Raw genomic sequence first — 23,532 nt, forward strand, 5'->3', positions numbered from 1 at the left:
GCACCAATCGCGCAGGTCGCACCGCGTGTCAGCCGTGGGAGACGGTGAGTCCGTAGAAGGCCACACGGGCGCCGTCGGTGGTGCTGTCCGAGGAGGACTGGTTGTAGGAGCCGGCCTTGAAGTACTGCTTGTAGGGCTTGAAGGAGGACGGGACGGCGTAGTGGGTGGTGGAGCCGTTCACGGTCAGGTCGATGGTGTTCCCGCCGGAGACGGCGATGGTGTAGTTCCAGGTCTTGCCGAGGGACACGTGCCCGACGGGGTGCTGGGTCTGGCCGCCGGACGGCGAGTCCTCGGTGCCGAGGACGATGTCCCCGTTCGCGTGGTAGTACAGCTCCACCAGCGGCTTGGTGGAGGGGCCGCCCGAGCCGAGGTGGATCTGGCCGACGCACACGTTCTTGGTCACGGAGACCACGCGCAGGGTGGCGCTCAGCCGGTGACTGCCGCTCAGCGACCAGTCCGCGGCGGAGCCGTTGCGGTTCATCTCGCGCAGTTCGGAGCGGGCGTACTTCGAGTTCGGCGTGGTGACGCCCTTCTCGGGCGCCCAGAAGGTCATCGCGCCGTCGCGGGTGTCGGTGTAGAAGTACGCGTCCTGGTAGCCGTTCGCGCCCTGGAGGCGGGACGACGGGACGGTGGTGGGCTTGCCGGGGGAGCCGACGGGCTCCTGGAGCTGCCAGACGGCCAGGTCGAAGTTGCCGCCGGGTGCGACGTGCGGGTCGGCCGCCCCCGCGCCACCGGTGCCGAGCGCGGTGAGGGCGAGGGCGAGGCCCGCGGTGGTCGTCGCCGTGAGAAGCCGTGATCGGGTCATGTGGGGGTCCCTTCGTCGGACCGGGATGCGTTCAACATGATGAACGCTGAACGCATCCTTGGTCGTCGATGACCCGAGAAGCTAAAGGTCTGAACCTGACACGTCAAGAGGTTCAGCAGGCGCCCTCGTCCTGCCACGGCCCCCACTCCGAGGCGCCGGGCGCCTCGTTCTGGGTCCACCACTTGGCCTTCCAGTTGTGCTTGTCGTAGGAGACCTCGCTGCCGCCCGTGTACGCCGTCGCCGCACTCCAGGCCGACTTGCAGGCGGTCGGGGTGGGCGTCGGCGTCGGGGTGGGTGTGGTGGTGGGCGGGGTGACCCCGGCGAACTTCACCGAGTACGTGGCGAAGTCCCAGGAGTGCTGCGCCACGCTGGAGCAGGTGCCGGAGGTGCGGCCGCCGTTGTCGGCCGGGGTGCACTGCCGGTCGCGGTTCAGCGACCAGAACGTGAACCGGTCCATGTGGTGGCTCGTGGCGTAGTCGAGCACGGTCTGGAAGTCGGCCTGGGAGAAGTACTCACCGGTGTCGCTGCGGCCGTTCATGCCGGAGAAGCCCTCGTGGGCGTAGGCGGTCGCCTGGTCCCAGCCGAAGGTGGACTGGAGGATGGAGTTGAAGTTGGTCAGGGCGCTGGTCTGGCTCGCCGCGCCGTTGAAGCCGCCGTCGAACGGCATGATGGAGAAGTTGTTGGGGGTGAATCCCTGCGACTTGGCCTCCAGCAGCATCTGCTTGCCGAACCAGCCGGTGCCGTCCGCCGTGCCGGCCGTGGTCACGGACACGTACAGGCCCGGGTTGTTCTGCTGGAGGATCTTCGCGGCGCCGATCTCGTTCTTGATCGCCGCGCTGTTCTCGTACTCCGGCTCCTCCAGGTCGAAGTCGATCGCGTGCAGCCCGTACTTGGTGATGACCTGCTGGTAGGCCGCCGCGGTGGAGGCCGCGTCCGGACAGGCCTGGCCGAGCTTGGTGCCGCCGTAGCCGCCGATGGAGACGGAGACGTCGCCGCCCTTGGCCCGGATGGTGTCGATCACGGACCGTACGGCGGTGTCCGAGGAGACCGGCGCCGTGCCGTCCCAGGTCGGCGTGCAGCCGCCGCCGTTGGGGGCGAGGACGAAGGCCAGCTGGAACGCCTTCAGGCCGGTGGCGTCCATGATGGCGGCCGGGTCCGGCGGGTCGTTGTCCAGCGGCATCAGATAGGGGGCGGCGGCGTACCAGCGGTTGCCGAGCGCGGTGGTCGCGCCCGAGGCGTTGCCGGCGACCAGCGCGGTGGTGCCGGCGGCGGCGAGGGTGACGGCCGCCGCCGCGCCCAGACATGCCCGAAGACGTCTCATGCGTGCCTCCAGAGGGTGGGGGTCCCGGAACGGGGAGCCCCACCCTCTGGGAGCTGTTGCGCTCACGTCAATAAGTTGGACTAGACCAAAGCGCTCTTTGGACTAGACCATACGACTTCTTTACCTTTCGCCGACCAGTCGCACCGTGAACCCGTGGTCCAGCGGCAGGCTCGGTGTGGTGACCGTCGTGACATGGGTTCCGGTGTCGTACGACCAGGCGCCCCTGGGCAGTCGGCGCCCGTCGAGCAGGATCCGCGACGGTGCCGCGTCGCCGTGCACGGTGAACCGGTACGCCCGCGCGTCCACCTTGCCCGAGTAGTCGCCCCTGCTCGCGCCGACCGTGACGGTCGTGCCCCGGGCGTCGCCGCGCAGCGAGACCCGCTGGGCCGCCGCCGCGCCCTTGGTGAAGTCCCGGGTCGTGCCGTCGTCCTCGTACAGCGTGTAGTGGCTGGTGCCGTGGGCGGCGGGGTACAGGTCCCAGTCCAGCTCGTGCCGGTCACGGGTCTGCCAACTCGTCGTCCCCTCGGGCCACATGGGGACGATCGCGCCCTCGCGCACGAACAGCGGAAGCGTGTCCAGCGGGGCGTGGTAGCCGTTGACCGTGGTCGGCCCCTGATAGGTGCGGCCGGTCCAGTAGTCGGTCCAGGTGCCCTTCGGCAGGTAGATGCCGTCCCGGGTGTCGGAGTCCTGGTAGACCGGGGCGACGAGGAAGTCCGGGCCCGAGAGGAACTCGTACTTCGCCTGCGCGCCCAGGGTGTTCGGGTCGTCCGGGTACTCCAGCCACAGCGGCCGTACCGCGCCCACGCCGGTCTTCGCCGCCTGGGCCGACAGCGTGTACATGTAGGGCAGCAGCCGCTCTTTCAGCTGGAGGTACTTGCGGTTGACCGAGGTGTACGGTTCCCCGTCCAGCCAGGGCTGCTGGTCGGCGGGCTTGCCCGTGGTGAGGTCACTGGCCCAGCCGTCCATCGTCATGATGGCCGGCAGAAACGCCTTCCACTGCAGATCGCGGGCGTACATCTCGGCGTCGTGGCGGTAGATGCTGCCGACGTCTCCGGTGTTGTACGCGATACCGGACATCGTCGCCCCGGCGTACGTCGGGATCTGCCAGCGGATGTAGTCCCAGGACAGCTTCTGGTCGCCGCTCCACAGCACCCCGCACCGCTGGGCGCCCGCCCAGGACACCGGCAGCCACACGAAGCCGCGGGCGTCGCTGTTGTCCTCGATCCCCTTCTTGGCCGCGTCGCAGGCGTCCAGCGCGAACTTGTAGCCGTTGCCGACCCAGGCCACGTCCAGCTTCGCCACCCGCTGGCCCGCCTTCACCTGGTCGGCGAGCTTGTCGATGCCGTCCTGGGTCCACAGGCCCAGCTGTGCCCGGTGGTCCTGCAGGCCCTTCGCGGTCTGCGCCAGGTTCTCGTATCCGCAGCCGTACCCGTCGTTGACCAGCATCCAGCCCAGCGGCATCCGGTGCTCGGTGTAGCCGTCGGCGATCTTCAGCGCGTCCAGGGTGTGCCGCTCGCCCCGGTTGGCGTTGTGCAGGTAGCAGTCGGAGTCGCCGGGTTCGAGGCCGTAGACCGGCGGCATGAAGGGCTTGCCCGTCAGCGCCGTGTACTTGCCGATCACGTGCTTGGCGTCACCCAGGAAGTAGTAGGCGTCCAGCCGCCGTTCCTGCTGCCCCGTCGTCACCGGTGAGCCGAAGGTGTACACGCCCGGCGCGAAGGTGTTGCGGAAGACGCCGTAGCCCGCGCTGGAGAGGTAGAACGGCTGGGAGTTGTTGTAGCCGCCCTCGTTCCAGTCGAAGCTGTTGGCGACGTACATGGTCCGTCCGCGGTGCGAGAAGCTGCCGTTCTGCTCGCCGCCGCCGAAGAACTGCTCGTCCGCGCCGCGCGCCAGGCTCTGCCGCATCCCGCCGGTCGACCAGCGCAGCGGCTTGTCCTCCTGCCAGATCCGGGTGCGGTTGTCGGGCTTGTACAGCCCGAACCGCAACGGCTTCTTGTACACGCGCAGCACGGCCTCCGGGGAGCGGATGCCGTAGTACTCGCCCGCGTCGAAGGACGAGGTGTGCCGCTGGAGCGCGGGCTGCCGGCGCACGATCGCGGTGCCGGCCGGATCGTTCAGCGAGCCCGAGGGGTCGGCCTGCAAGCGCAGTTGACCGTCCTTCAGGAAGTCGGCGCGGGCGGTGAGCCCGCCCGCGCCGACGGTGTAGCTGCCGTCGCCGCCCGAGAAGGACGTCAGATCACCGGCGTCCGTGGTCGCGGGCAGATAGGCGGTACCGGTGAAGGAGTTGTCGTGCACGTCGTACGGCACCACGAGCACCTGGTACGTCCCCGAGGCCCGCGGGATCACCGTGGCCTCGGGGTCGGCGGTGCCCGCGCTGGACGCCACCTGTCGGCCGTGGTCGTCGTAGACGTACAGGTCGAAGTCGTCCGAGGGGTGGTCCCAGGTGATCGACAGCGGGATGCCGCCCTCGGGATTGTCGTCCCAGTAGCCGTCCGGCACCGAGACGGTCAGGTCGAAGCGGTCGCAGACCTCGCCGCCGGGGTCGTCGGCCGCGGCGGGGCACTTCTCGGGGCCGCCGCCGGTCCCCTTGGCGTAGACCGGGCTCCGCCAGCTGATGCTGCTGTGAGCGGGGTCCAGTACCGCGCCGGACGTGGTGGCGGCGGCCTGGGCCGGAGCGACGAGTGCGCTTCCGGCCAGCACACTCGCCAGCCCCAGTGGTATCCAGGCCGGCCACGGCGGACGGTGTCGGAGTCTTCGCACGGCGGAACAGCTCCCCTCGCACCCTTGCGGACTGACTGTTCTTGCGCAGTGTTGCCCAGAGATGCTCGGAGTCGCTTGAAACGAGCGTCAATCGAGCAACTTCACGCACGAAGCCTCGGGGGTGACGCAGGTTCATGTCAATACCGCCGCCGGTGACCCGGTCAGTCCGCGCCGGGCGTCCGGAGCATGGCGAGGGTCAGTACGCCGCCGCCGATGCCCCAGCCGCCGTCGGTCACCTCCTCGACCAGGACCATCGTGTTCGCACGGGCACGCTCGCCGTAGATCTCGACGTACAGCTCCGTGGCGCGGGTGACGATCAGCTCCTTCTGCCGCTCGTCGAGGCTTCCCGCGGGGATCTTGAAGTTCGCGAAGGGCATGGGGCGTCTCCTGGGTGCGTGAGGGGGGCGGTGGGTGAGCGGGTGTCAGAGCGAACTGCCCGCGGTGAGCGGGTCGTCGAGACCGGCCCGCCGGAAGAACTCGGCGCGGACGCCGGTCGGCGACCGCCGAGGCCACCTCGCTGCCGTCGCGGGCGGGGTCGACGTGGGTGCGCAACGGCCGGCCGCTGTGTGCCGGAGGTGAACGCGCCGGATACCACGATCGCGGTGTCGATGCCGAACCGGATCAGCTCGGCGGCGTAGCTCACCGCCAGCGCGTCCATCGCCGCCTCGGCGGCGAAGTACGGTGCCAGGAACGGCGGGCAGCCGCCGCGGGTGCTGGAGTTGCCGATCCGGACCAGCAGACCCTCGCCCCGCTCCCGCAGATGGGGTAGCGCGGCCCGGTCGACGCGCTGGGCGCCGAGCACGTTGACGTCGTAGAGGTCCGCCAGCTGGTCGGTGGTGAAGGCCTCGGCGGGTCCGGTGACCATGTGGCCCGCGTGGTGGACCACGACGTCGAGCCTGCCCTGGTCGGCCAGGATCCGGGCCACGGCCGCGTCCGCGGAGCCCTGGCGCGGAGCGGGTGACCGCGTGCGGGGCGTCAGACGATGCCGCCGTTGGCGCGGACCACCTGGCCGTTGATCCAGTGGCCGGCCGGGGAGGCGAGGAACGCCACCACCTCGGCGATGTCGGCGGGTGTGCCGAGGCGCTCCAGCGGGGGCTGGGCGGCCAGCCGGGCGATGGCCTCCTCGTCCTTGCCCTCCAGGAACAGCTCGGTGGCCGTGGGACCGGGGGCGACCGCGTTCACGGTGACGTCCCGGCCGCGCAGCTCACGGGCCAGCACCAGGGTCAGCGCCTCGACCGCGCCCTTGCTCGCGCTGTAGGCGCCGTAACCGGGGAACGCCAGCCCCACGACGGACGTCGAGAAGGCGATGAACGCCCCGCCCCTGCGCAGTGTCCGGGCCGCCTCCCGGGCGACCACGAAGGTGCCGCGCACATTGGTGCGGTGCAGTGCGTCCAGTTCCGCGAGGTCCAGCTCGGCGACCGGGGCGAGATACATCCGGCCCGCCGTGTGGACGACGACGTCGACCCCGCCGTACTCGGCCGCGGCGGCCTCGAACAACCCGGCGACCTGCTGCTCGTCGGCCACGTCGGCACGGACCGCGATCGCGCTGCCGCCCCCCGCGGTGACCTCCTCGACGGCGGCCTCGGCCAGGTCCCGGTTGCCCGCGTAGCCGACCACCACGGCGAAGCCGTCCGCGGCGAGCCGGGACACCGTCTCCCGGCCGATGCCGCGCGAGCCGCCGGTGACGATGGCGACACGCGGCCGGGCGGGGGCTCTCCCGGCGGGCGCCCCTTGCGCGGACGGCTGCGGACCCGACTCCCGCGTACCGGACGGCTGCGTCCCCGATTCCTGCCTACCGGGCTCTCGCGGGTACGGCTGCGTACCGGTCGGCCGCGTGGTCGGCTGTGTACCGGTCGGCCGCGGGGACGTCTGCGCGGACGGCTGGACGGGCGTCTGCCGAGCGGCGAGCTGGGGGCCGGTCTCCTGAGCGGTCATGGTGGACTCCTGGCGGAAGAAGCGGACGAGCAGTGCCCTTCCAGCCTGCGCCGGAAGTCCGGCCGGAACCACGGCTGTCCTCACCCTGGGGTCGGCGACCCCTGGTTCCGGGGGCGCGCCGGCACGACCATGGAGGGCGTGAACCATTCCGAGCTGGCCGCATTCCTGAAGTCCCGGCGCGACCGGGTCCGCCCCGCCGACGTCGGCCTGCCCGTCGGCCCCCGCCGCCGGGTGCCGGGCCTGCGGCGCGAGGAGGTGGCCCAGCTGGCCGGGCTGTCCGCCGACTACTACACGGAGCTGGAGCGCGGCCGCGGCGCCCAGCCGTCCGCGCAGGTGCTGGCCGCGCTCGCCCGCGCGCTCCGGCTGAGCGGCGACGAACGCGACCACCTCTTCCACCTCGCCGAGCGCCCGCTGCCGGCCGCCGCCGCGCACGGCCCCGGCGCGCACGCCCAGCCCGCCCTGCTCGGCCTGCTGGACCGGCTCACCACCACCCCCGCCCAGGTCATCACCGACCTGCACGAACCCCTCGTGCAGAACCCTCTCGCCGTCGCCCTCCTCGGTCCGGCACCGGTGGGACGCGGGCTGGAGGCGAGCTTCGCCTACCGCTGGTTCACCGACCCCGACGCCCGGGCCCTGTACCCGGCCGAGGACCATCCGCACCACTCCCGGGTCTTCACCGCCGACCTCCGGGCCGTCGCCGCCCGGCGCGCCAAGGACCCCGACGTCACCCGGCTGGTGGCAGTCCTGCTCCGGCGCAGCGAGGAGTTCGTCGCGCTCTGGGAGCAGCGGGACGTGGCGCTGCGCCGCACCGACCACAAGCGGATCGTCCACCCCTCGCTCGGCGTCATCGAACTGGACTGCCACAACCTGTTCAGCGAGGACGGCCGGCAGCGTCTGCTGTGGTTCAGCGCCCCGCCCGGCACCGAGGGAGCCGCCCAGCTGGAGCTGCTGTCGGTGATCGGCACACAGGACCTGGCACCGGGGCAGGACCGACTGGGACGGCGACCCGGCTGAGGGCGGACGGACACCGCGGTGTCCCTCCGGCGGGCCGTCGATGTCCCCGTACCCATGGCGAAGTCCGGTCGCCTGAGGCACCCTTGACGGGGTGCGGGCTGTTTCGCGAGGTTTGGGCCTTGTCCTACGGTTCGGGACGCGCACGGCGCGTCATGGGGGGAGGCTGATGTGGAGATCACCGTCCACAGAGTGGGTGAGCTGACGTCCGAGCTGGTCGGGGCCTGGCACCGCGCGATGGACGAGTCGCCCGAGTACGCCAACCCGTTCCTGGCACCGGAGTTCGCCGTCGGGGTCGGCCGGTTCCGGCCCGGGGTGCGGGTGGCGGTCCTCCGGGAAGGCGGGGAACCGGTGGGCTTCCTGCCGTTCGAGCGGGGGCCGTTCGGTACCGGCCGGGCCGTCGGTCTCGGCCTGTCCGACTGCCAGGCCCTGGTGCACCGGCCCGGTGTCAGCTGGCACACACCGGAGCTGCTGCGGGCCTGCGGCCTCAGCATCTTCGAGTTCGATCATCTCGTCCGGGAGCAGCGGCCGTTCGAACCCCATGTCACCGGTACCTTCGCGTCACCGGTGATCGACGTCAAACCGGGCGACGGCGGTTACCCGCAGTGGCTGCGCGGCGCCTACCCGGGGCTCGCCAAGACGACGCTGAAGAAGGAGCGCCGGCTCGGCCGGGCCGTCGGCGAGGTGCGGTTCGAGTTCGACGAGCGCGACCCGCAGATGCTGCACACCCTCATGCGGTGGAAGTCCGCGCAGTACCGCAGGACCGGCCGCATGGACCGTTTCTCCCGGCCCTGGATCGTCGCCCTGGTCGACCACCTGTTCGGCGTCCGCGAGGAGCACTTCACGGGGGTGCTGTCCGTGCTGTACGCGGGCGACCGGCCCGTCGCGGCCCACTTCGGCCCCCGGTCGAACACGGTGCTGGCGGCCTGGTTCACCGCCTACGACCCCGAACTGCCCGCCTACTCGCCCGGGCTGATGATGCACCTGCGCACCGCGGAGGCGGCCGCCCGGCACGGGGTGACGCTGGTGGACCTCGGCCGGGGCGACAAGGAGTACAAGGACTGGCTGAAGACCCGGGAACTGCGTGTCGGCGAGGGGTTCGCCGCGCGGCCCCACCCGGTCGCGCTCGCCCGCCGCCTGTGGCGCCGCCCGGTACGCGGCCTGCGGAACACGGTCCTGGCCCACCCGCGGCTGCGCGAACCGGCCGACCGGCTGCTGAGGACGGCGGGCACCCTGCGGACGCGCGGCCGCGACTCCGCGGCCACGCTCCGCGGCCGGCCCCCGCACCCGGGCTGAGCCCACCACCCCCGTCCTCGGGCGGGGGCCCGCGCGCCGGTGCCCCCGAACGGTCCCTTCCTGCTCGCGCCCACGCCCTTTTGCGGGTCGGCTGGCAGGCAGAGGACCGGCTCGACCAGGAGGCACGGTGGCGGACGGCAGGGAGCAGGGGGACGACCGTGCGGAACGGTCCGAGATCCAGGAACTGAGGGCGCGGGTGGCGGCCCTCGAAGGCGGCCGGGAGCGGCCCGCCCGGCACCACGTCAGGTCCCTCCTCGCCGTGGTGCTCATCGTCGTCGGATGCGTCCTCGCCCCGCTCTCCGTCGTCGCGGCGTGGGCGGCCGACCAACTGGACGACACCGATCGCTACGTGGCCACGGTCGCCCCCCTCGCCTCCAACCGGGACGTGCAGAACGCCGTCGCCGACCGGGCCACCGACGCCCTCATGGCCCACGTCGACCTGCCCGCGCTGCTCGCCGACGCGGCCCCCCAGGACCGGCCCCGCCTGCAGAAGGCGCTGGGCGGCAGGCTGGGTGACTCGCTCGAATCCGCCGTGCGCAGCTTCGTCCACGACAAGGCCGGGGAGATCGCTGCGTCGGACGTGTTCAAGACCGTCTGGACCGATGCCAACCGCCAGATCCACAGCTCCCTCGACAAGGCCCTCACCGGCGCCGGCGGCGGCGCGGTGCAGTTGACGAACGACGCGGTCACCCTCGACCTCGCCCCTCTCGTGGACCGGGTGAAACAGCGTCTCGTCGACGCCGGGCTGACCGTGGCCACGCACATCCCCACGGTGCACACCGACTTCACGATCGTCAGATCCGATCAGATCGGCAGGATCAAGACCTCTGTGCGGCTGCTCCAGCTCGCCGGGAACTGGCTGCCGGTGCTGGCCGTCGTGCTGGTCGCCGCCGGCGTGCTCCTCGCGGTCCGGCGCCGCCGGGCCCTGGTCGCGGGCGCTCTCGGCGTCGCCGTCGCCACGGGGCTCTTGGGCATCGCACTGCACGTGTTCCGCGCGATCTATCTGGACCGGCTGCCCGCAGACGTCTCCCCGGGCGCGGCCGGCGCCGTCTACGACGCGCTGACGCACTTCCTGCGGACCACCGTGCGGATGGTCGTGGCCCTCGGCGTGGTCGTCGCCCTGGCCGCCTGGCTCTCCGGTCCGGGCCGGTACGCCGGGCTCGTCAGGGGGTTGTGGACTTCCGGCATCGACGCGGTCCGCGCCACCGCCGACCACGCCGGTCTGCGCACCGGGCCGGTGGGTCCCTTCGTACGCCGCCGCCGCGCCTGGATCACCTGGATCCTGGTCGCGGCGTCCTTGGTGGCCTACCTGCTGTGGCCGTACCCCACCGGCTGGGTGGTGGTCGGCATCGCCCTGTGCCTGCTGTTCCTGCTGGCCGTGGTCGAGTTCCTGGCGGTGGCGCCGTCGGCCGGCCGGGGGACACCGGCCGGGACGCCCGCCTGACGCCCGAGAACCCCGCCAGGGCCGCCCGCCCGACGCCCGGAGATGTCCGGCAGGGCCGCCCGCCGTCACCCGCTCGGCCCAACGCCTGTGGCCGAACCGCCTCGCCCGCCGGAGTGTCGGAGGAGGACGCCGTCGGCCACCCGAGAACGGAGCGTCACCATGACCGCACATCCTCACCCCGGAACGCCCTCCGGCGGTTCCCGCCAGGGCTCCGCCCCGAACAGTCCCTGGGCCGCCGGCGGCGTCACCTTCGCCGGCGTCCTGATGCTGCTGAACGGTGTCCTGGCCGTCCTCCAGGGCATCTCCGCGATCGCCAAGGACGACGTCTACGCCCGCATCAACGACTACGTCTACAAGATCAACCTCACCGGCTGGGGCTGGGTCCTGCTGGTCATCGGCGTGATATCCGTCATCGTCGGCGGGGGCATCCTCTCCGGCGCCGCCTGGGCACGCGGGGTCGGCATCGCGCTGGCCTCCCTGAGCCTCCTGGCCCAGTTCCTCTTCCTCCCGTACGCGCCGATCTGGTCGTTGATCATGATGGCCATCGACGTGTTCGTCATCTGGGCGCTGGCGGTGTACCAGCCGGACCCGGCGAACCGCTGAGGCACCGCCGCCCGCGCGACGAGGCCCGCGCTCCACGCGCCCGCGCACGAGCCCCGCGCACGAGGCCCGCGCTCGACGTGTCAGGTCAGGACGCCGCCCCGACGGGCTGCTCGGCCCAGATCGTCTTGCCGCGGTCCTCGTAGCGGGTGCCCCACCGCTGCGCCAGCTCGGAGACCAGCAGCAGGCCGCGACCGCCCTCGTCGGTCGTGCGGGCGTGCCGCACATGCGGCGCGGCGCTGCTGCCGTCGGAGACCTCGATGCTCAGCGTCCGGTCGCGGATCAGCCGCAGCCGCACGGGCGGATCGGCGTACCGGATGGCGTTGGTGACGAGTTCGCTGACGATGAGTTCCGTGGCGAACACCTCGTCCTCCATGGCCCACGTGCCCAGCTGGCGGGCGGTGAGCGAGCGGGCGGTGGCGACGGCCGCCGGGTCGGCGGGCAGCACCCAGGTGGCCACGCACGCGGGATCGAGCGACCGGGCGCGGGCCACCAGGACCGCCGCGTCGTCCGGGGGATCGGTCGGAACCAGCGCCTCCGTCAGTCGCAGGCAGAGGTCCTGCGGGGACCGGCAGGGCCGGGAGAGCAGGAGCGTGAGCGCGCGGTGCCCGGCGTCGCCGGTGAAGGCCTGCAGCAGCCCCGGGGTGAACAGGACCAGCCGGCTTCCCTCGGGCATGTCCATCGTGGTCTTCGCGAAGGGCGGCCCGGGCCGGCCGAGAGGCGGGCCGGCCGGTACGTCCGGGAAGGCCACGGCGCCGTCCGCGTGCACCACGGACAGTCCCGCCGGGCCGGCCGAAGCCGCCGCGCACCGGCCGTCGACGGCGTCGTAGACCAGGTAGAGGCAGGTGGCGCCGACGGGGCTGTGGGTCGTCCCGTCGGCGGTCTCGGCGTCCATGTGGCGGACCAGGTCCTCCAGGCGGGCCATGACCTCGTCGGGGGCCAGATCGAGGGCGGCCAGGGTGTGCACGGCCGTGCGCAGCCGCCCCATCGTGGCGGCGGTGCGCACACCGCGACCGGGGGTGCTGCCCGCCACGAGCGCCACGCGGGCCCCGGGCAGGGCGATGACGTCGGTCCAGTCGCCGCCCGCGCCGGAGTGCACCCAGTGGTGTGCCGCCTGCACCGCGTCGGCGGCGGGCAGGACCTGCGGCAGCAGGCCCCGCTGGAGGGAGAGCACGGCGTTGCGCTCCCGTGCGTAGCGGCGCGCGTTGTCCAGGGCCACCGCGGCCCGGGCCGCGATGTCCTGGGCCAGGGCGAGGTCGTCGTCGTCGAACGCGCCGCGGTCCGTCCACCGGTAGAGGGAGACGAGCCCCAGCGCACCGTCACGGACGAGGAGCGGGACCACCATCAGCGAGTGGACCCGTTCCGCCAGCATGCGCCGGCCACGGACGGCGTCGCCGTGCACCCAGGCGCTGTTCTCGTCGACCACGGGCACCAGCCGGGGCCGGTGGTCGGTGAGGACCTGGGACGCGGGCGCGGCGGCGGGGTAGCTGCTGACCTCGCCGATCCGGTAGGCGACGCCGTGGGCGGCGTCCCCGTGCAGGGACCGGGACGCGGCCCGCCGCAGGTCCCAGCCCGCCGGACCCGGCGCGTCCGGCACCTCCTCGCCGGCCAGCACCGGCTCCAGGAGATCCACCGACACACGGTCGGCCAGAGCGGGTACCGCCACGTCGGCGAGTTCCCCCGCGGTGTGCAGCACGTCCAGGGTGGTCCCGATCCGGGACCCCGCCTCGGCGGTCAGGGCGAGCCGCTCCTGGGCCCGGTGCCGCTCGGTGACGTCGACCAGCACGTCGGCCACTCCGAGGACGCGGCCCTCGTCGTCCTCCAGCCGGAACGCGGACGCCGAGTAGACGTGCTCACGGTCGGGGTCGCCGGGCGGACGGCACCGCTTCTCGAAGGACAGGGCCGGCTGCCCGGTCCGCAGCACTTCCGCCATCACCCGCTCGGCCGTCTCGGCGCTGAAGTCGGGCCAGACCTCGGTGGGCCGCAGCCCGAGCCCTTCGGTCACCCGAGTGCCCTGGATGCCTTCCGCCGCGGCGTTGTACCGGATCAGGCGCAGCTGGGGGTCGAGGACGAACAGGCCGACCGGGGAGCGGGTGAACAGCGCCTGCACCAGCGCCCGGTCGACGGCGGCGCGCGTGGCCTCCTCGCCGGGCACCAGCTCGATCCGCCAGTGCGGCACCGGCTCCGCGTCGTGCTCGGCGCTGACCCGCACCCGGCAGCCGACGTGGTGCCCGTCCAGGTGCCGGAACACGACGTCGGACGTCGCCCGGTCCGCCGCGGTGTCCGCCACCACCAGGTCCTTCGCCGGCCGGCCGAGGATCTGGTGCGCGGGGTAGCCGAGCAGGTGCTCGGCGGCCCGGTTCCACCCCACCACGACGCCCTCGTCGTCGAGGACGAGGGAGGCCGTCCCCGCCTGCCCGCGCGCCGGTCCCGCCGGCCCGTGCCTGCTGTCCGTGGACCCAGTCATGATCACCGACCGTTCTCCCGCTGGCCCAGTGCGGTCGTACTCCCCAGTCTGACCAAGGCGGCGCCGGTCGGCACTCCGCTCGGCCGCGGGCGGCCGGACCGGAGGCGCGCCCCTGCTCCGGCCGCGCCTCAGCCGTCGCCGCGCACCGCCCGCCCCACCTCCGTGCGCAGCGCCACGAAGCCGGGCAGGCCGCGGGTGGCGATCTGGTCGCGCTCCGCGGGCAGCCCGACCGGCAGGTCGCGGACGATCCGCGAGCCGGGGCCGGGGGAGAGGACGACGACCCGGTCGCCCACGTAGACGCTCTCGTCGATGTCATGGGTGACGAACACGATGGTCGTGCCGTCGCCGCGGTGCACCTCCAGGAGCAGATCCTCCAGATCCTCGCGGGTGCGGGCGTCCAGGGAGCCGAACGGTTCGTCCATGAGCAGCAGCGACGGGCGGCACACCAGGGCGCGCGCGATGGCCACGCGCTGCTGCATGCCGCCCGAGAGTTCCCGGGGCCGGCGGCGGGCGGCCCCGTGCAGGCCCACCCGGTCCAGGATGGCCTCGGCCGCCTCCCGGCGGGCGGCCCGCCCGAGGCCCTGGCGGCGCAGCGGAAGGGCCACGTTGTCACGGACGGTGAGCCAGGGCAGCAGCGAACGGCCGTACTCCTGGAAGACCACCGCCAGCCGGTCGGGCACCCCCGTCACCGGCGTCCCGTCCACCGTGATCGTGCCCTGCTGCGCGGGCAGCAGCCCGGCGATGGCCCGCAGCAGCGTGGACTTGCCGCAGCCGGACGGCCCGACGACGCACAGCAGCTGTCCGTCCGGCACGGTGAGGCTGATCCGGTCCAGGACGTGCTGGTCTCCGAAGTACCGGCTGACGGAGTCGAGGCGCAGCATCCCTCACCCGGCCCAGGGCTCGTACAAGGTGCCGGCGCTCCCGGCGACCCGCAGGTGCAGCAGGAAGGGGCCCGTGTCGTCGCCCCGGCCGAGGGCGTGGTCCAGGGCGGCCGGCAGTTCCTCGGGGGTCTCGGCGCGGGCCGCGGGGCAGCCGAACGACTCGGCGAGGGCCGCGAAGTCGATCCCGGCGATGTCGGTGCCGGGGACCGGTGCGATCCCGATCCGGCGGCCCAGCGCGCGCACGGCCGCGTAGCCGCCGTTGTCGAGGAGCACGAAGGTGACGGGTGCCGCGTGCCGGGCGGCGCTCCACAGCGCCTGCACCGAGTACAGCGCCGAGCCGTCCCCGGCCACGCACACCAGCCGGCGCCGGTCGGCGAGCGCCCGGCCCACGGCGAGGGGCAGGCCCCAGCCGAGGGCCCCGCTGCCGGTGGTGAGGAAACCGCCGGCGCGGTCGACGGGCACGCGGGCGTGCAGCGCGTCGCGATGGCTGGGCGCCTCCTCGACGAGGACACGGTCGCGCGGCAGCCGGTCGCGCAGCAGGTCGAAGAACAGCTCCGGGGTGATGTGGGCGGTGGCGGGGGCCGCGGGGGGTGCCGGCCGGGGCGGCGGCGGGGCGCGGTCGGGTTCCGGCAGCAGTTCCGTCAGCCGGCGCAGCGCGGGGCGCAGGGTGGTCACGATGCTGGTGCCGACGGGCAGCCAGGCCGCCTGGCCCGGATCGCAGTCCAGGTGGAACAGTTCGGTGCCCGGCGCCAGCGGCGGGCTCTCGTCCGCCACGTGGTAGACGAACACCGGGGTGCCGAGGGCGACCACCACGTCGTACGGGGCCAGCCGCGCGGCGAGCTGCCCGGCGACCGGGGGGAGGAAGCCCTGGAACAGCGGGTGCGACTCCGGGAATCCGGAACGTCCGGAGAGCGGGCTGATCCACACCCCGGCCCGGACCCGCTCGGCCAGCGTCCGCGCCTGCGCCAGCGCCTCCTCGTCGTCCACGCCCGGACCGATCACCAGCGCCGGGCGGGCGCAGGCGGTCAGCCGGGCGGCGAGGGCCGCGAGGGCCTCCGGGTCCGCCGCGAAGGCGGTGTGCACGGTGCGAGCGGCGACCGGTTCGGCGGGCCGGTCCCAGTCGTCCTCGGGCACCGACACGAAGACCGGGCCGCGCGGGTGCGTCATCGCCGTCCGGTACGCCTCCGCGAGCACGGCCGGCACGTCCGCGGCCCGCTCCGGCTGCCGGGCCGACTTCACGTACGGGCGTGGGAACAGCGCCGGCTCGTCGGCACCGAGGAAGGGCCGCAACTGGACGAGCGAGCGCGCCTGCTGGCCCGCCACGATCACCAGCGGCACCCGGTCCCGGAAGGCGTTGAAGACCGCGCCGAGCGCATGTCCGACGCCGCCGGCCGAGTGCAGGCTGACGAAGGCCGCGCGCCGGGTGCCGAGCGCGTGACCGGCCGCCATGCCGACCGCGACGGACTCCTGCAGTCCCAGCACGTAGGTGAAGTCCTCCGGCCAGTCGCGGAACATCCGCAGTTCGGTGGAGCCGGGATTGCCGAAGACCGTGGTCATGCCGGTGTCCCGCAGGAACCGCACGACCGCCTCCCGCACCGTGGCCGTCGTCATGCTGCCCTCCCTCGGCCGACGAGCCGTCTCTCGGCCGCCAGCAGACCGGTGTTGAGGAGATACCCGAGCGCACCGAGCAGCAGCAGCGCGGCCCACACGGTGAGCAGGTCCGAGCGGGTCTGGGCGTCGGTGAGCGTGAAGCCGATGCCGTTGTCGCTGCCCGGCAGCAGCTCCGAGAAGACCATGAGGATCAGGGACAGCGACAGGCTGAGCCGGAGCCCCGCGAAGATCCGGGGCAGCGCCGAGGGCAGGATCAGGAACCACAGCCGCTCGGGCGCGGTCAGCCGCAGCACCGCGGCCATGTCCAGCCGCAGCGGGTCCGTGGCACGGGCGCCCTCCGCCGTGTTGACCAGCACCGGCCACACCGCGCTGAACACGATCGACGCCACCTGCATCGGTGTGCCGAAGTCGAGGACGACGACGAACACCGGTACCAGCGCGGGCGGCGGCACGGCCCGCGCGAACTGCAGCACCGGGTTGCACAGCGCGTACGCCCGCCGCGAGCGGCCCACGGCGATCCCGAGCGCGGTGCCGGCGACGGCGGCGAGCGAGAACCCGGCCGCCATCCGGCCGAGGCTCGGCAGAACGGTGTCGACGGCCGCCCCGGTGAGGAACAGGCGGCCGGGGGGCCCGGAGAACCACAGGCCGTACGCGTGGCGGGCGATGCGCAGCGGGGGCGGGAAGTACACACTGCCCCGCGCCCGCGCGGCCGCCTCCCAGACACCGACGGCGAGCAGCAGCACCGACCAGCGCAGCAGGAAGGGTACGGCGCTCCGGCCGCGGCCCGCCTCCGCGCTCATGCCGGCTCCCCCTCCCGGCTCCGCGCCGACGGCCCGCTGCCGTCGGACCGTTCGTGGGACCAGGCGAACAACCGCCGTTCCGCACCCGTCAGCGCGCTGTTGATCACCAGTCCCAGAGCTCCCGCCCACACCACCCCCGCCAGCACGTCCCGGGTGCCGTCCGGGGCCGTCTGCGCCTGGGCGATGAAGATGCCGAGGCCGTCGCCGAAGCCGGAGAGCAGCTCGGTGGCGACGGCCAGGATCAGGGCGACCGCGGCGGAGATCCGCACCCCGGCGGCGATGAACGGGGCGGTGCCCGGCAGCTCCACCCGCAGCAGCACCGCGAGCCGGCCGAAGCCGAACGCGCGCAGGGTGTCCTTGGCCAGCGGATCGGTCTCGCCGAGCCCGTGCACGGTGTTGAACAGCACCGGCCACAGGGACGCGTACGCGATCAGCGTCACCTCGGTCCCGGTGCCGGACCCCAGCAGCAGCGACACCAGCGGGACCAGCGCCACGGAGGGCAGGGGCCGCAGGAACTCGACGATCGCGCGGACGGCGGCCTCCACGACCGGCACCGCGCCCAGCAGCAGCCCGAGCGGCACGGCGATCAGACAGGCCAGGCCCAGGCCCAGCGCCCAGGCCCGCAGTGTGACGCCGACCCCGTCGAGGAAGGTCCGGTCACCCGCCAGCCGCACGGCCCGGACGAGCACTTCGGAGGCGGGCGGCAGATAGCTGTGCCGGACGATCCCGGCCCGGGCGACCGCCTCACAGGCACCGAACGCCAGCAGGGCGCCCAGGAGGCCCAGCAGGACTTCCCGACGCCGGGTCATCTCACCAGCAGCGGGGCCGGATCGACGGCCTTCTTCAGCATCCCCTGGTCACGCATCAGCCGGATGAGCCGGCGCAGCCGCTCCGGGTCGGCGGCCACCGGGTAGGCGGGCAGGTGGAGTTTCCGGGCCTGCTCCGCGGTCACCCTGGAGTACTTCGGCAGCTCGGCGCGCACGGCTTCCGGGTGCTCGGCGGCGAGCCGGGAGGCCGCCTCGATGGCGCGCCGGAAGCCCTGCGCGGCCTTCGGGTGCTTCTCGACGAAGGCGCGCGTGGTGACGTACCCGCTGGCGGGCAGCCCGCGTGCCGGCCCCGAGCCGCCGTCCAGCAGTACGCGCGCGCCCAGTTCGCCCTGGATCGCGGTGCTGAAGGGTTCGACGGCGTGCACGGCGTCGACCTGTCCCTTCTCCAGCGCGGGGCCCATCTGGGGAAAGAGGATCTGCCGGTAGGCGGGCCGTCCGGCGCCCTCGGCGTCGAGGATCGCGTTCAGCGTCAGGGACTGGATGTTGTTGAGGACGGCGACCGCGGTCTTCTTGCCCGCGAGGTCGGCGGGTGTCCTGAGCGGGGAGTCCCGGGGGACGAGGACGTCCATCATGTGCGGGGCGATCCGGACGCCTTCGGCGAGGATGCGGAGGTCCAGCGTGCCCTTCTCGTACGCCTGGAAGTAGGTGACGTAGTTCGCGCTCGCGATCACACCGACCTGGCCCTTGAGCAGCGCGGGCAGCGCCTGGATGCTCTGCTGCACCTGCTGGATGCGGACCTCCAGGCCCTCCTTGGCGAACAGTCCACGGTCCCGGGCGAGGTAGAGGGCGGCCGAGTCGGTGAGCGGGAGCGCCGCCACGGTCAGCCGCAGCCGCCCGTCTTCGGAGGACGAAGAGCCCCCGCCGTCGCAGCCCGCGAGCACCAGGACCGCCGCGGCCAGGAGGGCGGCGAGCCGTTTCGTTCCCGATCGTGATCGACGTAAGGCCATACGGGCATGCCTACCCTCGAATTGTCATGATCGCTACATATCGGGGGCTGGTTTCGGTGGTTCGGGGGACGAAGTCTCGGTGGTTCGGGGGAGGAAGGGAAGGAGCGGCGGGGGAGGACGGGGTGGAGGGGAGAGCGGCGAGGATCGGCGCAGGCGCGGTGCCGGTGCTGGCGGGAGCGTGGGCGGACGACGGCGCGCCCCCCCGGCTCCGTCGGCCCCCTGCCCTCGCAGGGAGCGCCGTCACGGGACAGGGCCCGGACGGCCCGCCCGCCCGGCCGGTCAGGCGGACGGGCCGGCGATGCGCAGGGTCGCCGTGGGGACCGGTGCGGTGCCGGCGGTCTCGCCGCTGGCCTCCGTCCACCAGTCGGCGCCGTCCTCGACGTAGCGCAGCAGCACGCCCTCGCGGATCGCCCAGGGGCAGACGACGGCCCGGGGCAGTCCCATGAGCTTCAGCGCCGTGTGCCCCACGACCGCGCCGGCCAGGCTCTGGGCGGCGCGCGGGGCGGTGATCCCGGGCAGCTGGGCGCGCTCGGCGGCGGGCAGCGCGGCGAGGGCGTGCACCGCCTTGCGCAGGTCCCGGCAGACCAGCTCCCGCTCCGCGAACGGTCCGTACCGTCCCGGCGCGGCCCCGCACAACCGGGCCAGCTGCTGGAACGTCCGGGAGGTGACGGCCGCGGTGCGCGGACGCTCCCAGCGGATCCGGAAGGCGACGTCCCGCAGCTCATGGCGGATGCGGCGGCGCAGCTCCTTCAGCTCGGCCGCCCCGGGCGGATCCTGGACACCCAGGTGCTCCCGGGTCAGCCGGCGCGCACCGAGCGGCAGCGACGCGGCGAAGTCGGGCAGCCGGCCCCGGCCGAAGGCCACCTCCAGCGAGCCGCCGCCGATGTCCAGCAGCGCCAGCGGCCCCGCCTTCCAGCCCAGCCAGCGGCGGGCCGCCAGGAAGGTCAGCTCGGCCTCCGTCTCCCCGGGCAGCGTGCACATGCGGATCCCGGTCCCGGACGCCACCCGCTGCAGCACCTCGTGGCGGTTCGGAGCGCCGCGGATCACCGCCGTGGCGAAGGCCAGCGGACCCGGCGCATGCCATCTTCGGGCCGTGGCACCCGCCGCGGCCACCGCCTTGACCAGTTGTTCCACCGCCTCGTCGGCGATGGTGCCGTCGACGCCGACCTGTTCGGACAGGCGCAGCTTCCACTTGACGGTGTGCACCGGCAGCGGAACACCGCCCTCCACGTCTGCGATCACCAACCGGACCGTGTTCGACCCCGCATCCACCACACTCACCCGCATGGCCGGGACGTACCCACTTCACCGGCGACGACGCTTCGACGGCGGGGGCGTGCCGGTGCACACCGAGCCCGGTACGCGCCTGAGGACCGGCTCGCGCGGCCGCTCGACGCGGACCGGTGGCGGGAGGCGCACGGCCCGCCGGCGGCGTGCGCCCACCCGGCGGTGGTGTGCGCGCACCGTCCGCCGGCCCCCGGGGGCAACTGCCGGCGCGTCTCGGCCGGTTCGGGGCGCCGAGCCGGCCGCGAGGTGCCGGGCGAGGCGCCGCCGCCGAGTTCAGACGGCCGTAGCGACGACTTCGGTCCGACAGGGGGTGGTTGTCACCCGGGGCCGGTTCAGTGGACCGTCGTTGCCGAGGTGGGTCCCCTCCGAACCGTAGGTGAGGTGCATGCGCATGCGTCATCCCCGAGTCCGTTGCGCCGCACGGAGCTCCGCCCGCGTCCGTGCGCGGGTCGCGACGACCGCCGTACTCGCTCTGGCGGCCCCGGCCCTGCTGTCCGGTGCGGCGCAGGCGCGCTCCGTCCCTCCCGCGGCGATCGAGCGGGGGACGGCGCCTCCCGCAGCGGCCGAACGGAGGACGGCGCCTCCCGCGGTGACCGAGCGGTGGACGACCGAGACGCTCGCTCCCGGCGTCACGGTCCGCACCGGTGTCGTCAAGCACCCCGGCATCCGGCACTCGTGGACGGTCACCGTTCAGGCCCCGAGCCGGACCCGGTGGACCTCCAACGACCCGGACGCCCCCCTGAGCTGGGCCGAGGTCTCCACCCGCGCCTGGGCCGAGGACACGGCGGGCGAACTGACCCGGGCGGGCCTGCGGCCCCGGGTGGAGAGCGTGCGGTGGCCCGACTACGCCGACACGCCCCGCGGCGTGATGGGGCTCCGGGTCCGCGTCGGCCGTTTCGCCACTCAGGAGGAGGCGAGGACCGCCGCGTCGGCGGTCACCGCGGCCGGGTTCCACCCGGCTCTCTCCTGGACGGGCTACGACGTCCAGGAGCCGGCCGACCAGGAGAACATCCATGTGGCGGTGATCGACCCGAAGATCTTCAAGGGAAGGATCGAAGCCACGCACGACGGCGACGTGACACGGCGTGAGACCACCTCGGCGGTGGCCCGCAAGCTGAACTCGCTGGTCGGGGTCAACGGCGGCTTCTTCGTGCTGTCCCCGGGCGACGGTGTGCCGGGCACCATGTCCGGGATCGGCGCCTACCGGGGCGAGCTGGAGTCGATGGCGGCCGGCTCCCGCTCCGCGCTGCTCGTCCAGGACGGCGGCCACCGCCTGCGGATCGCGGACCTGACGAGCACCGTCACCGCCCGGGCCGGCCGCGCCGCCTACCGGGTCCAGGGCATCAACCGGCTGCCCGGCACGGTCCGGGACTGCGGTCGTCCCGGCAGCACGCCCAGCGAGCTGCCCTGGCAGGACGTGACGTGTCAACTCGCCGACGACATGGTCCTGTTCACCCCCTCCTTCCAGGCCGACCTGCCCACCGGATCCGGCGCGCAGGCCGTGCTGAACGCATCCGGCCGGGTCGTCTCCGTCGGCGCGCGCGGCGGCCGGGTACCCGAGGGCGGGCACGTGCTGCAGGGCATCGGCCGGGCGGCCGACTGGCTGACCGCACACGCCCGGCCGCACAGCCGCGTCCGGGTCGGCGAAGCCGTCCGGACGGCCGAGGGCGGGCGCGTCACGCTCGACGCCGACGACTCCCTCGTCAGCGCGGCCCCGACGCTGGTCCAGGACGGCCGCGTCGACATCGACGCCGCCGCCGAAGGCGTGGTCGACCCCGCGTACACCTCCTTCGGATACGCCTGGGCCGACGTCCGTCAGCCGCGCACCCTGGCGGGCATCGACCGGCGGGGACGGCTGATCCTGGCGACGGTGGACGGGCGGCTGAAGAACGGCAGCGAAGGGTTCACCCTCTACGAGGCCGCCGCATTCATGAAGTCGCTCGGCGCCGTGCAGGCGATGAACCTCGACGGCGGCGGCTCCACCGCGATGGCCGTCGACGGCACGCTGGTCAACCAGCCGTCCGACGCCGCCGGAGAACGCGCGGTCGGCGACACCGTCCAGGTCCTGCCCGCCGGCCACTGACGACGGCCCGGGACCAGACCGTCGCCCGCGCCCGCGGTTGGCCGGTCGTGTCCCGACGCGGCTCCTCGCCCGCGGTGCCTGGCCGGCCGTGTCCGGCTCCTCGCCCGCTGCGCCCGGCCGGCCGTGTCCGGATGCCGGCTCCTCGCCCGCTGCGCTCGGCCGGCGATGTCCGGATCTCGGTCCCGAGCGCCCTGGCGTGGCCACCGCTGCTCTTAGATGGTCGGGACCACTGCCGGCGGGGAGAGGCGGCAGGCGACCGGAGCGGATGCGATGAGGGTACTGGTGATCGGCGGCGGCATCGCGGGGACCGCGACCGCCCTGGGGCTGCACAAGGCCGGTTTCGACGTCACCGTGTGGGAGGCGCACCCGGACACGGCAGAGGACATCGGTGCCTTCCTGACCCTGGCGAGCAACGGCATGCGCGCACTGGCCCAGCTGGACACCACGGACGCGGTCACCGCCGTCGGTTTTCCGCTGACTTCGCTGCGGCTGCTCGACAGCGAGGGCGCCGAGGTGACGCACGGACCGCTCGGCGAGGCGGCCGACCCCGCCCTGCGCTACCGCTGCCTGCGCCGCGGCGAACTGAACGCGGCCCTGCAGGCCGAGGCCGTCCGGCGTGGCATCCGGCTGCGCCACGGCGCCCGGCTGGTGTCCCTGACGAACGGCCCGGACGACGTCACCGCCCGCTTCGCCGACGGCGGCACGGCCACCGGAGAGCTGCTCGTCGGCGCCGACGGACTGAACTCGACCGTACGCCGGCTGCTCCTGCCCGAGGTGCGGCCCGGGTACGCCGGCCAGCGGGTCTACTACGGCTACACCGGCACCGCGCCCGTGTCCGGCCCCGACGGCGCCCTCACCATGGTGCGGGGCGGCGCCACCGCCTTCGGGTACGCGGTGTCACCGACGGGGGAGACGTACTGGTTCGCCCGCACCGGTGGCGACCCGCTGCCCGTCGGGGCACCCGCCGAACCCTCCGCGGTGCTGCGCGCGCGACTGCGGCCGCTGCTGCGCGAGGACGCCACCCCCGCCGCCGGCCTGGTCGAGGCTTCCGACACCATCCTGGTCACCAACGCCACGGAGCTGCCGCTCGGCATCCCCTGGCACACCGGACGGGTGCTGCTGATCGGGGACGCGGCCCACGCCGCCTCCCCGGCGACCGGCCAGGGCGCCTCGATGGCCCTGGAGGACGCCGTCGTCCTGGCCAAGGCGCTGCGCGACCTGCCCGGCCCGCAGGCCGCGTTCGCCGCGTATGAGTGGCACCGCCGGCCACGGGTGGAGCACAACATCACCGTCAGCGGCGGCCTCTCCCGTGGCACCCGCACATCCTCCGGCCCGGCATCCGGACCCGTCGCGGCCCGCCCCGCCGAGCCGGACGCGCGGCTCCTGCGCCAACTCGCCTGGGACAGCCCGCTGCCCGCCGCGCCGCACTGACCCGGGACCCGGGCGCGGTACCGGCCCCG

Annotated in this window: 19 protein-coding genes; 6 read left to right on the forward strand and 13 right to left on the reverse strand. The window is 73.7% G+C overall.

Annotated features, from left to right (window positions below; all coding sequences use genetic code 11):
• Positions 1–28: 28 nt before the first annotated feature.
• The 6 genes from ACZ7KF_RS06945 to ACZ7KF_RS06970 form a co-directional block, all read right to left on the reverse strand.
• Positions 29–805 carry a polysaccharide lyase family 7 protein gene (locus tag ACZ7KF_RS06945; protein ID WP_471069902.1) on the reverse strand — a complete coding sequence of 259 codons (777 nt, stop codon included), beginning with the start codon at positions 803–805 and terminating at the stop codon, positions 29–31.
• 112 nt (positions 806–917) lie between these two features.
• On the reverse strand, positions 918–2,126 hold the full coding sequence (locus tag ACZ7KF_RS06950) for a chitinase (protein WP_471069903.1): 1,209 nt from the start codon (positions 2,124–2,126) through the stop codon (positions 918–920).
• A 120-nt stretch (positions 2,127–2,246) separates the two neighbouring features.
• The gene (locus tag ACZ7KF_RS06955) at positions 2,247–4,883 is read right to left on the reverse strand and encodes a glycoside hydrolase family 31 protein (RefSeq protein ID WP_471069904.1); all 2,637 of its coding nucleotides are present in this window, start codon (positions 4,881–4,883) and stop codon (positions 2,247–2,249) included.
• Between the two features lie 161 nt (positions 4,884–5,044).
• The gene (locus ACZ7KF_RS06960) at positions 5,045–5,260 is read right to left on the reverse strand and encodes a tautomerase family protein (RefSeq protein WP_471069905.1); all 216 of its coding nucleotides are present in this window, start codon (positions 5,258–5,260) and stop codon (positions 5,045–5,047) included.
• Positions 5,200–5,808, reverse strand: coding sequence for an SDR family NAD(P)-dependent oxidoreductase (locus ACZ7KF_RS06965; RefSeq protein ID WP_471069906.1), 609 nt, complete (start codon positions 5,806–5,808; stop codon positions 5,200–5,202). The genes ACZ7KF_RS06960 and ACZ7KF_RS06965 overlap by 61 nt, the downstream gene beginning before the upstream one ends.
• Positions 5,809–5,858: 50 nt before the next feature.
• Positions 5,859–6,572, reverse strand: coding sequence for an SDR family oxidoreductase (locus ACZ7KF_RS06970; RefSeq protein ID WP_471070031.1), 714 nt, complete (start codon positions 6,570–6,572; stop codon positions 5,859–5,861).
• 384 nt (positions 6,573–6,956) lie between these two features.
• Between ACZ7KF_RS06970 and ACZ7KF_RS06975 the strand changes: the two genes are divergently transcribed.
• The 4 genes from ACZ7KF_RS06975 to ACZ7KF_RS06990 all read left to right on the forward strand — a co-directional run bounded on the left by ACZ7KF_RS06975 (position 6,957) and on the right by ACZ7KF_RS06990 (position 11,172).
• On the forward strand, positions 6,957–7,832 hold the full coding sequence (locus tag ACZ7KF_RS06975; RefSeq protein WP_471069907.1) for a helix-turn-helix transcriptional regulator: 876 nt from the start codon (positions 6,957–6,959) through the stop codon (positions 7,830–7,832).
• A 168-nt stretch (positions 7,833–8,000) separates the two neighbouring features.
• Entirely contained in the window at positions 8,001–9,125 is a 1,125-nt protein-coding gene (locus ACZ7KF_RS06980; RefSeq protein WP_471069908.1) for a GNAT family N-acetyltransferase, read from the forward strand.
• Positions 9,126–9,252: 127 nt separating this feature from the next.
• Positions 9,253–10,569 carry a hypothetical protein gene (locus ACZ7KF_RS06985; RefSeq protein WP_471069909.1) on the forward strand — a complete coding sequence of 439 codons (1,317 nt, stop codon included), beginning with the start codon at positions 9,253–9,255 and terminating at the stop codon, positions 10,567–10,569.
• Between the two features lie 159 nt (positions 10,570–10,728).
• Entirely contained in the window at positions 10,729–11,172 is a 444-nt protein-coding gene (locus ACZ7KF_RS06990; RefSeq protein ID WP_471069910.1) for a DUF7144 family membrane protein, read from the forward strand.
• 85 nt (positions 11,173–11,257) lie between these two features.
• Here the strand turns inward: ACZ7KF_RS06990 and ACZ7KF_RS06995 are convergent, their stop codons facing one another.
• The 7 genes from ACZ7KF_RS06995 to ACZ7KF_RS07025 all read right to left on the reverse strand — a co-directional run bounded on the left by ACZ7KF_RS06995 (position 11,258) and on the right by ACZ7KF_RS07025 (position 19,989).
• Positions 11,258–13,636: a SpoIIE family protein phosphatase gene (locus ACZ7KF_RS06995; RefSeq protein ID WP_471069911.1), complete on the reverse strand. Its 2,379-nt coding sequence runs from the start codon at positions 13,634–13,636 to the stop codon at positions 11,258–11,260.
• Positions 13,637–13,764: 128 nt separating this feature from the next.
• The gene (locus ACZ7KF_RS07000; protein WP_471069912.1) at positions 13,765–14,517 is read right to left on the reverse strand and encodes an ABC transporter ATP-binding protein; all 753 of its coding nucleotides are present in this window, start codon (positions 14,515–14,517) and stop codon (positions 13,765–13,767) included.
• A gap of 3 nt (positions 14,518–14,520) precedes the next feature.
• Entirely contained in the window at positions 14,521–16,128 is a 1,608-nt protein-coding gene (mdlC, locus tag ACZ7KF_RS07005; RefSeq protein WP_471069913.1) for a benzoylformate decarboxylase, read from the reverse strand.
• Positions 16,125–16,928 (reverse strand): ABC transporter permease, encoded by an 804-nt coding sequence (locus ACZ7KF_RS07010; RefSeq protein ID WP_471069914.1) that lies wholly within the window; start codon positions 16,926–16,928, stop codon positions 16,125–16,127. The genes mdlC and ACZ7KF_RS07010 overlap by 4 nt, the downstream gene beginning before the upstream one ends.
• Positions 16,925–17,737 (reverse strand): ABC transporter permease, encoded by an 813-nt coding sequence (locus ACZ7KF_RS07015; RefSeq protein WP_471069915.1) that lies wholly within the window; start codon positions 17,735–17,737, stop codon positions 16,925–16,927. The genes ACZ7KF_RS07010 and ACZ7KF_RS07015 overlap by 4 nt, the downstream gene beginning before the upstream one ends.
• Positions 17,734–18,702: an ABC transporter substrate-binding protein gene (locus ACZ7KF_RS07020; protein ID WP_471069916.1), complete on the reverse strand. Its 969-nt coding sequence runs from the start codon at positions 18,700–18,702 to the stop codon at positions 17,734–17,736. Before ACZ7KF_RS07020 ends, ACZ7KF_RS07015 begins: the two co-directional genes overlap by 4 nt.
• Before the next feature lie 279 nt (positions 18,703–18,981).
• Positions 18,982–19,989 (reverse strand): Ppx/GppA family phosphatase, encoded by a 1,008-nt coding sequence (locus ACZ7KF_RS07025; RefSeq protein ID WP_471069917.1) that lies wholly within the window; start codon positions 19,987–19,989, stop codon positions 18,982–18,984.
• 391 nt (positions 19,990–20,380) lie between these two features.
• Here ACZ7KF_RS07025 and ACZ7KF_RS07030 point away from each other — a divergent pair, with 391 nt between their 5' ends.
• A complete protein-coding gene (locus ACZ7KF_RS07030) occupies positions 20,381–22,072 on the forward strand; it encodes a phosphodiester glycosidase family protein (protein ID WP_471069918.1) in 1,692 nt (563 codons plus the stop codon).
• A 270-nt stretch (positions 22,073–22,342) separates the two neighbouring features.
• A complete protein-coding gene (locus ACZ7KF_RS07035) occupies positions 22,343–23,503 on the forward strand; it encodes an FAD-dependent oxidoreductase (RefSeq protein ID WP_471069919.1) in 1,161 nt (386 codons plus the stop codon).
• Positions 23,504–23,532 lie beyond the last annotated feature (29 nt).

The organism is Streptomyces sp. NPDC038200, from assembly GCF_055600785.1.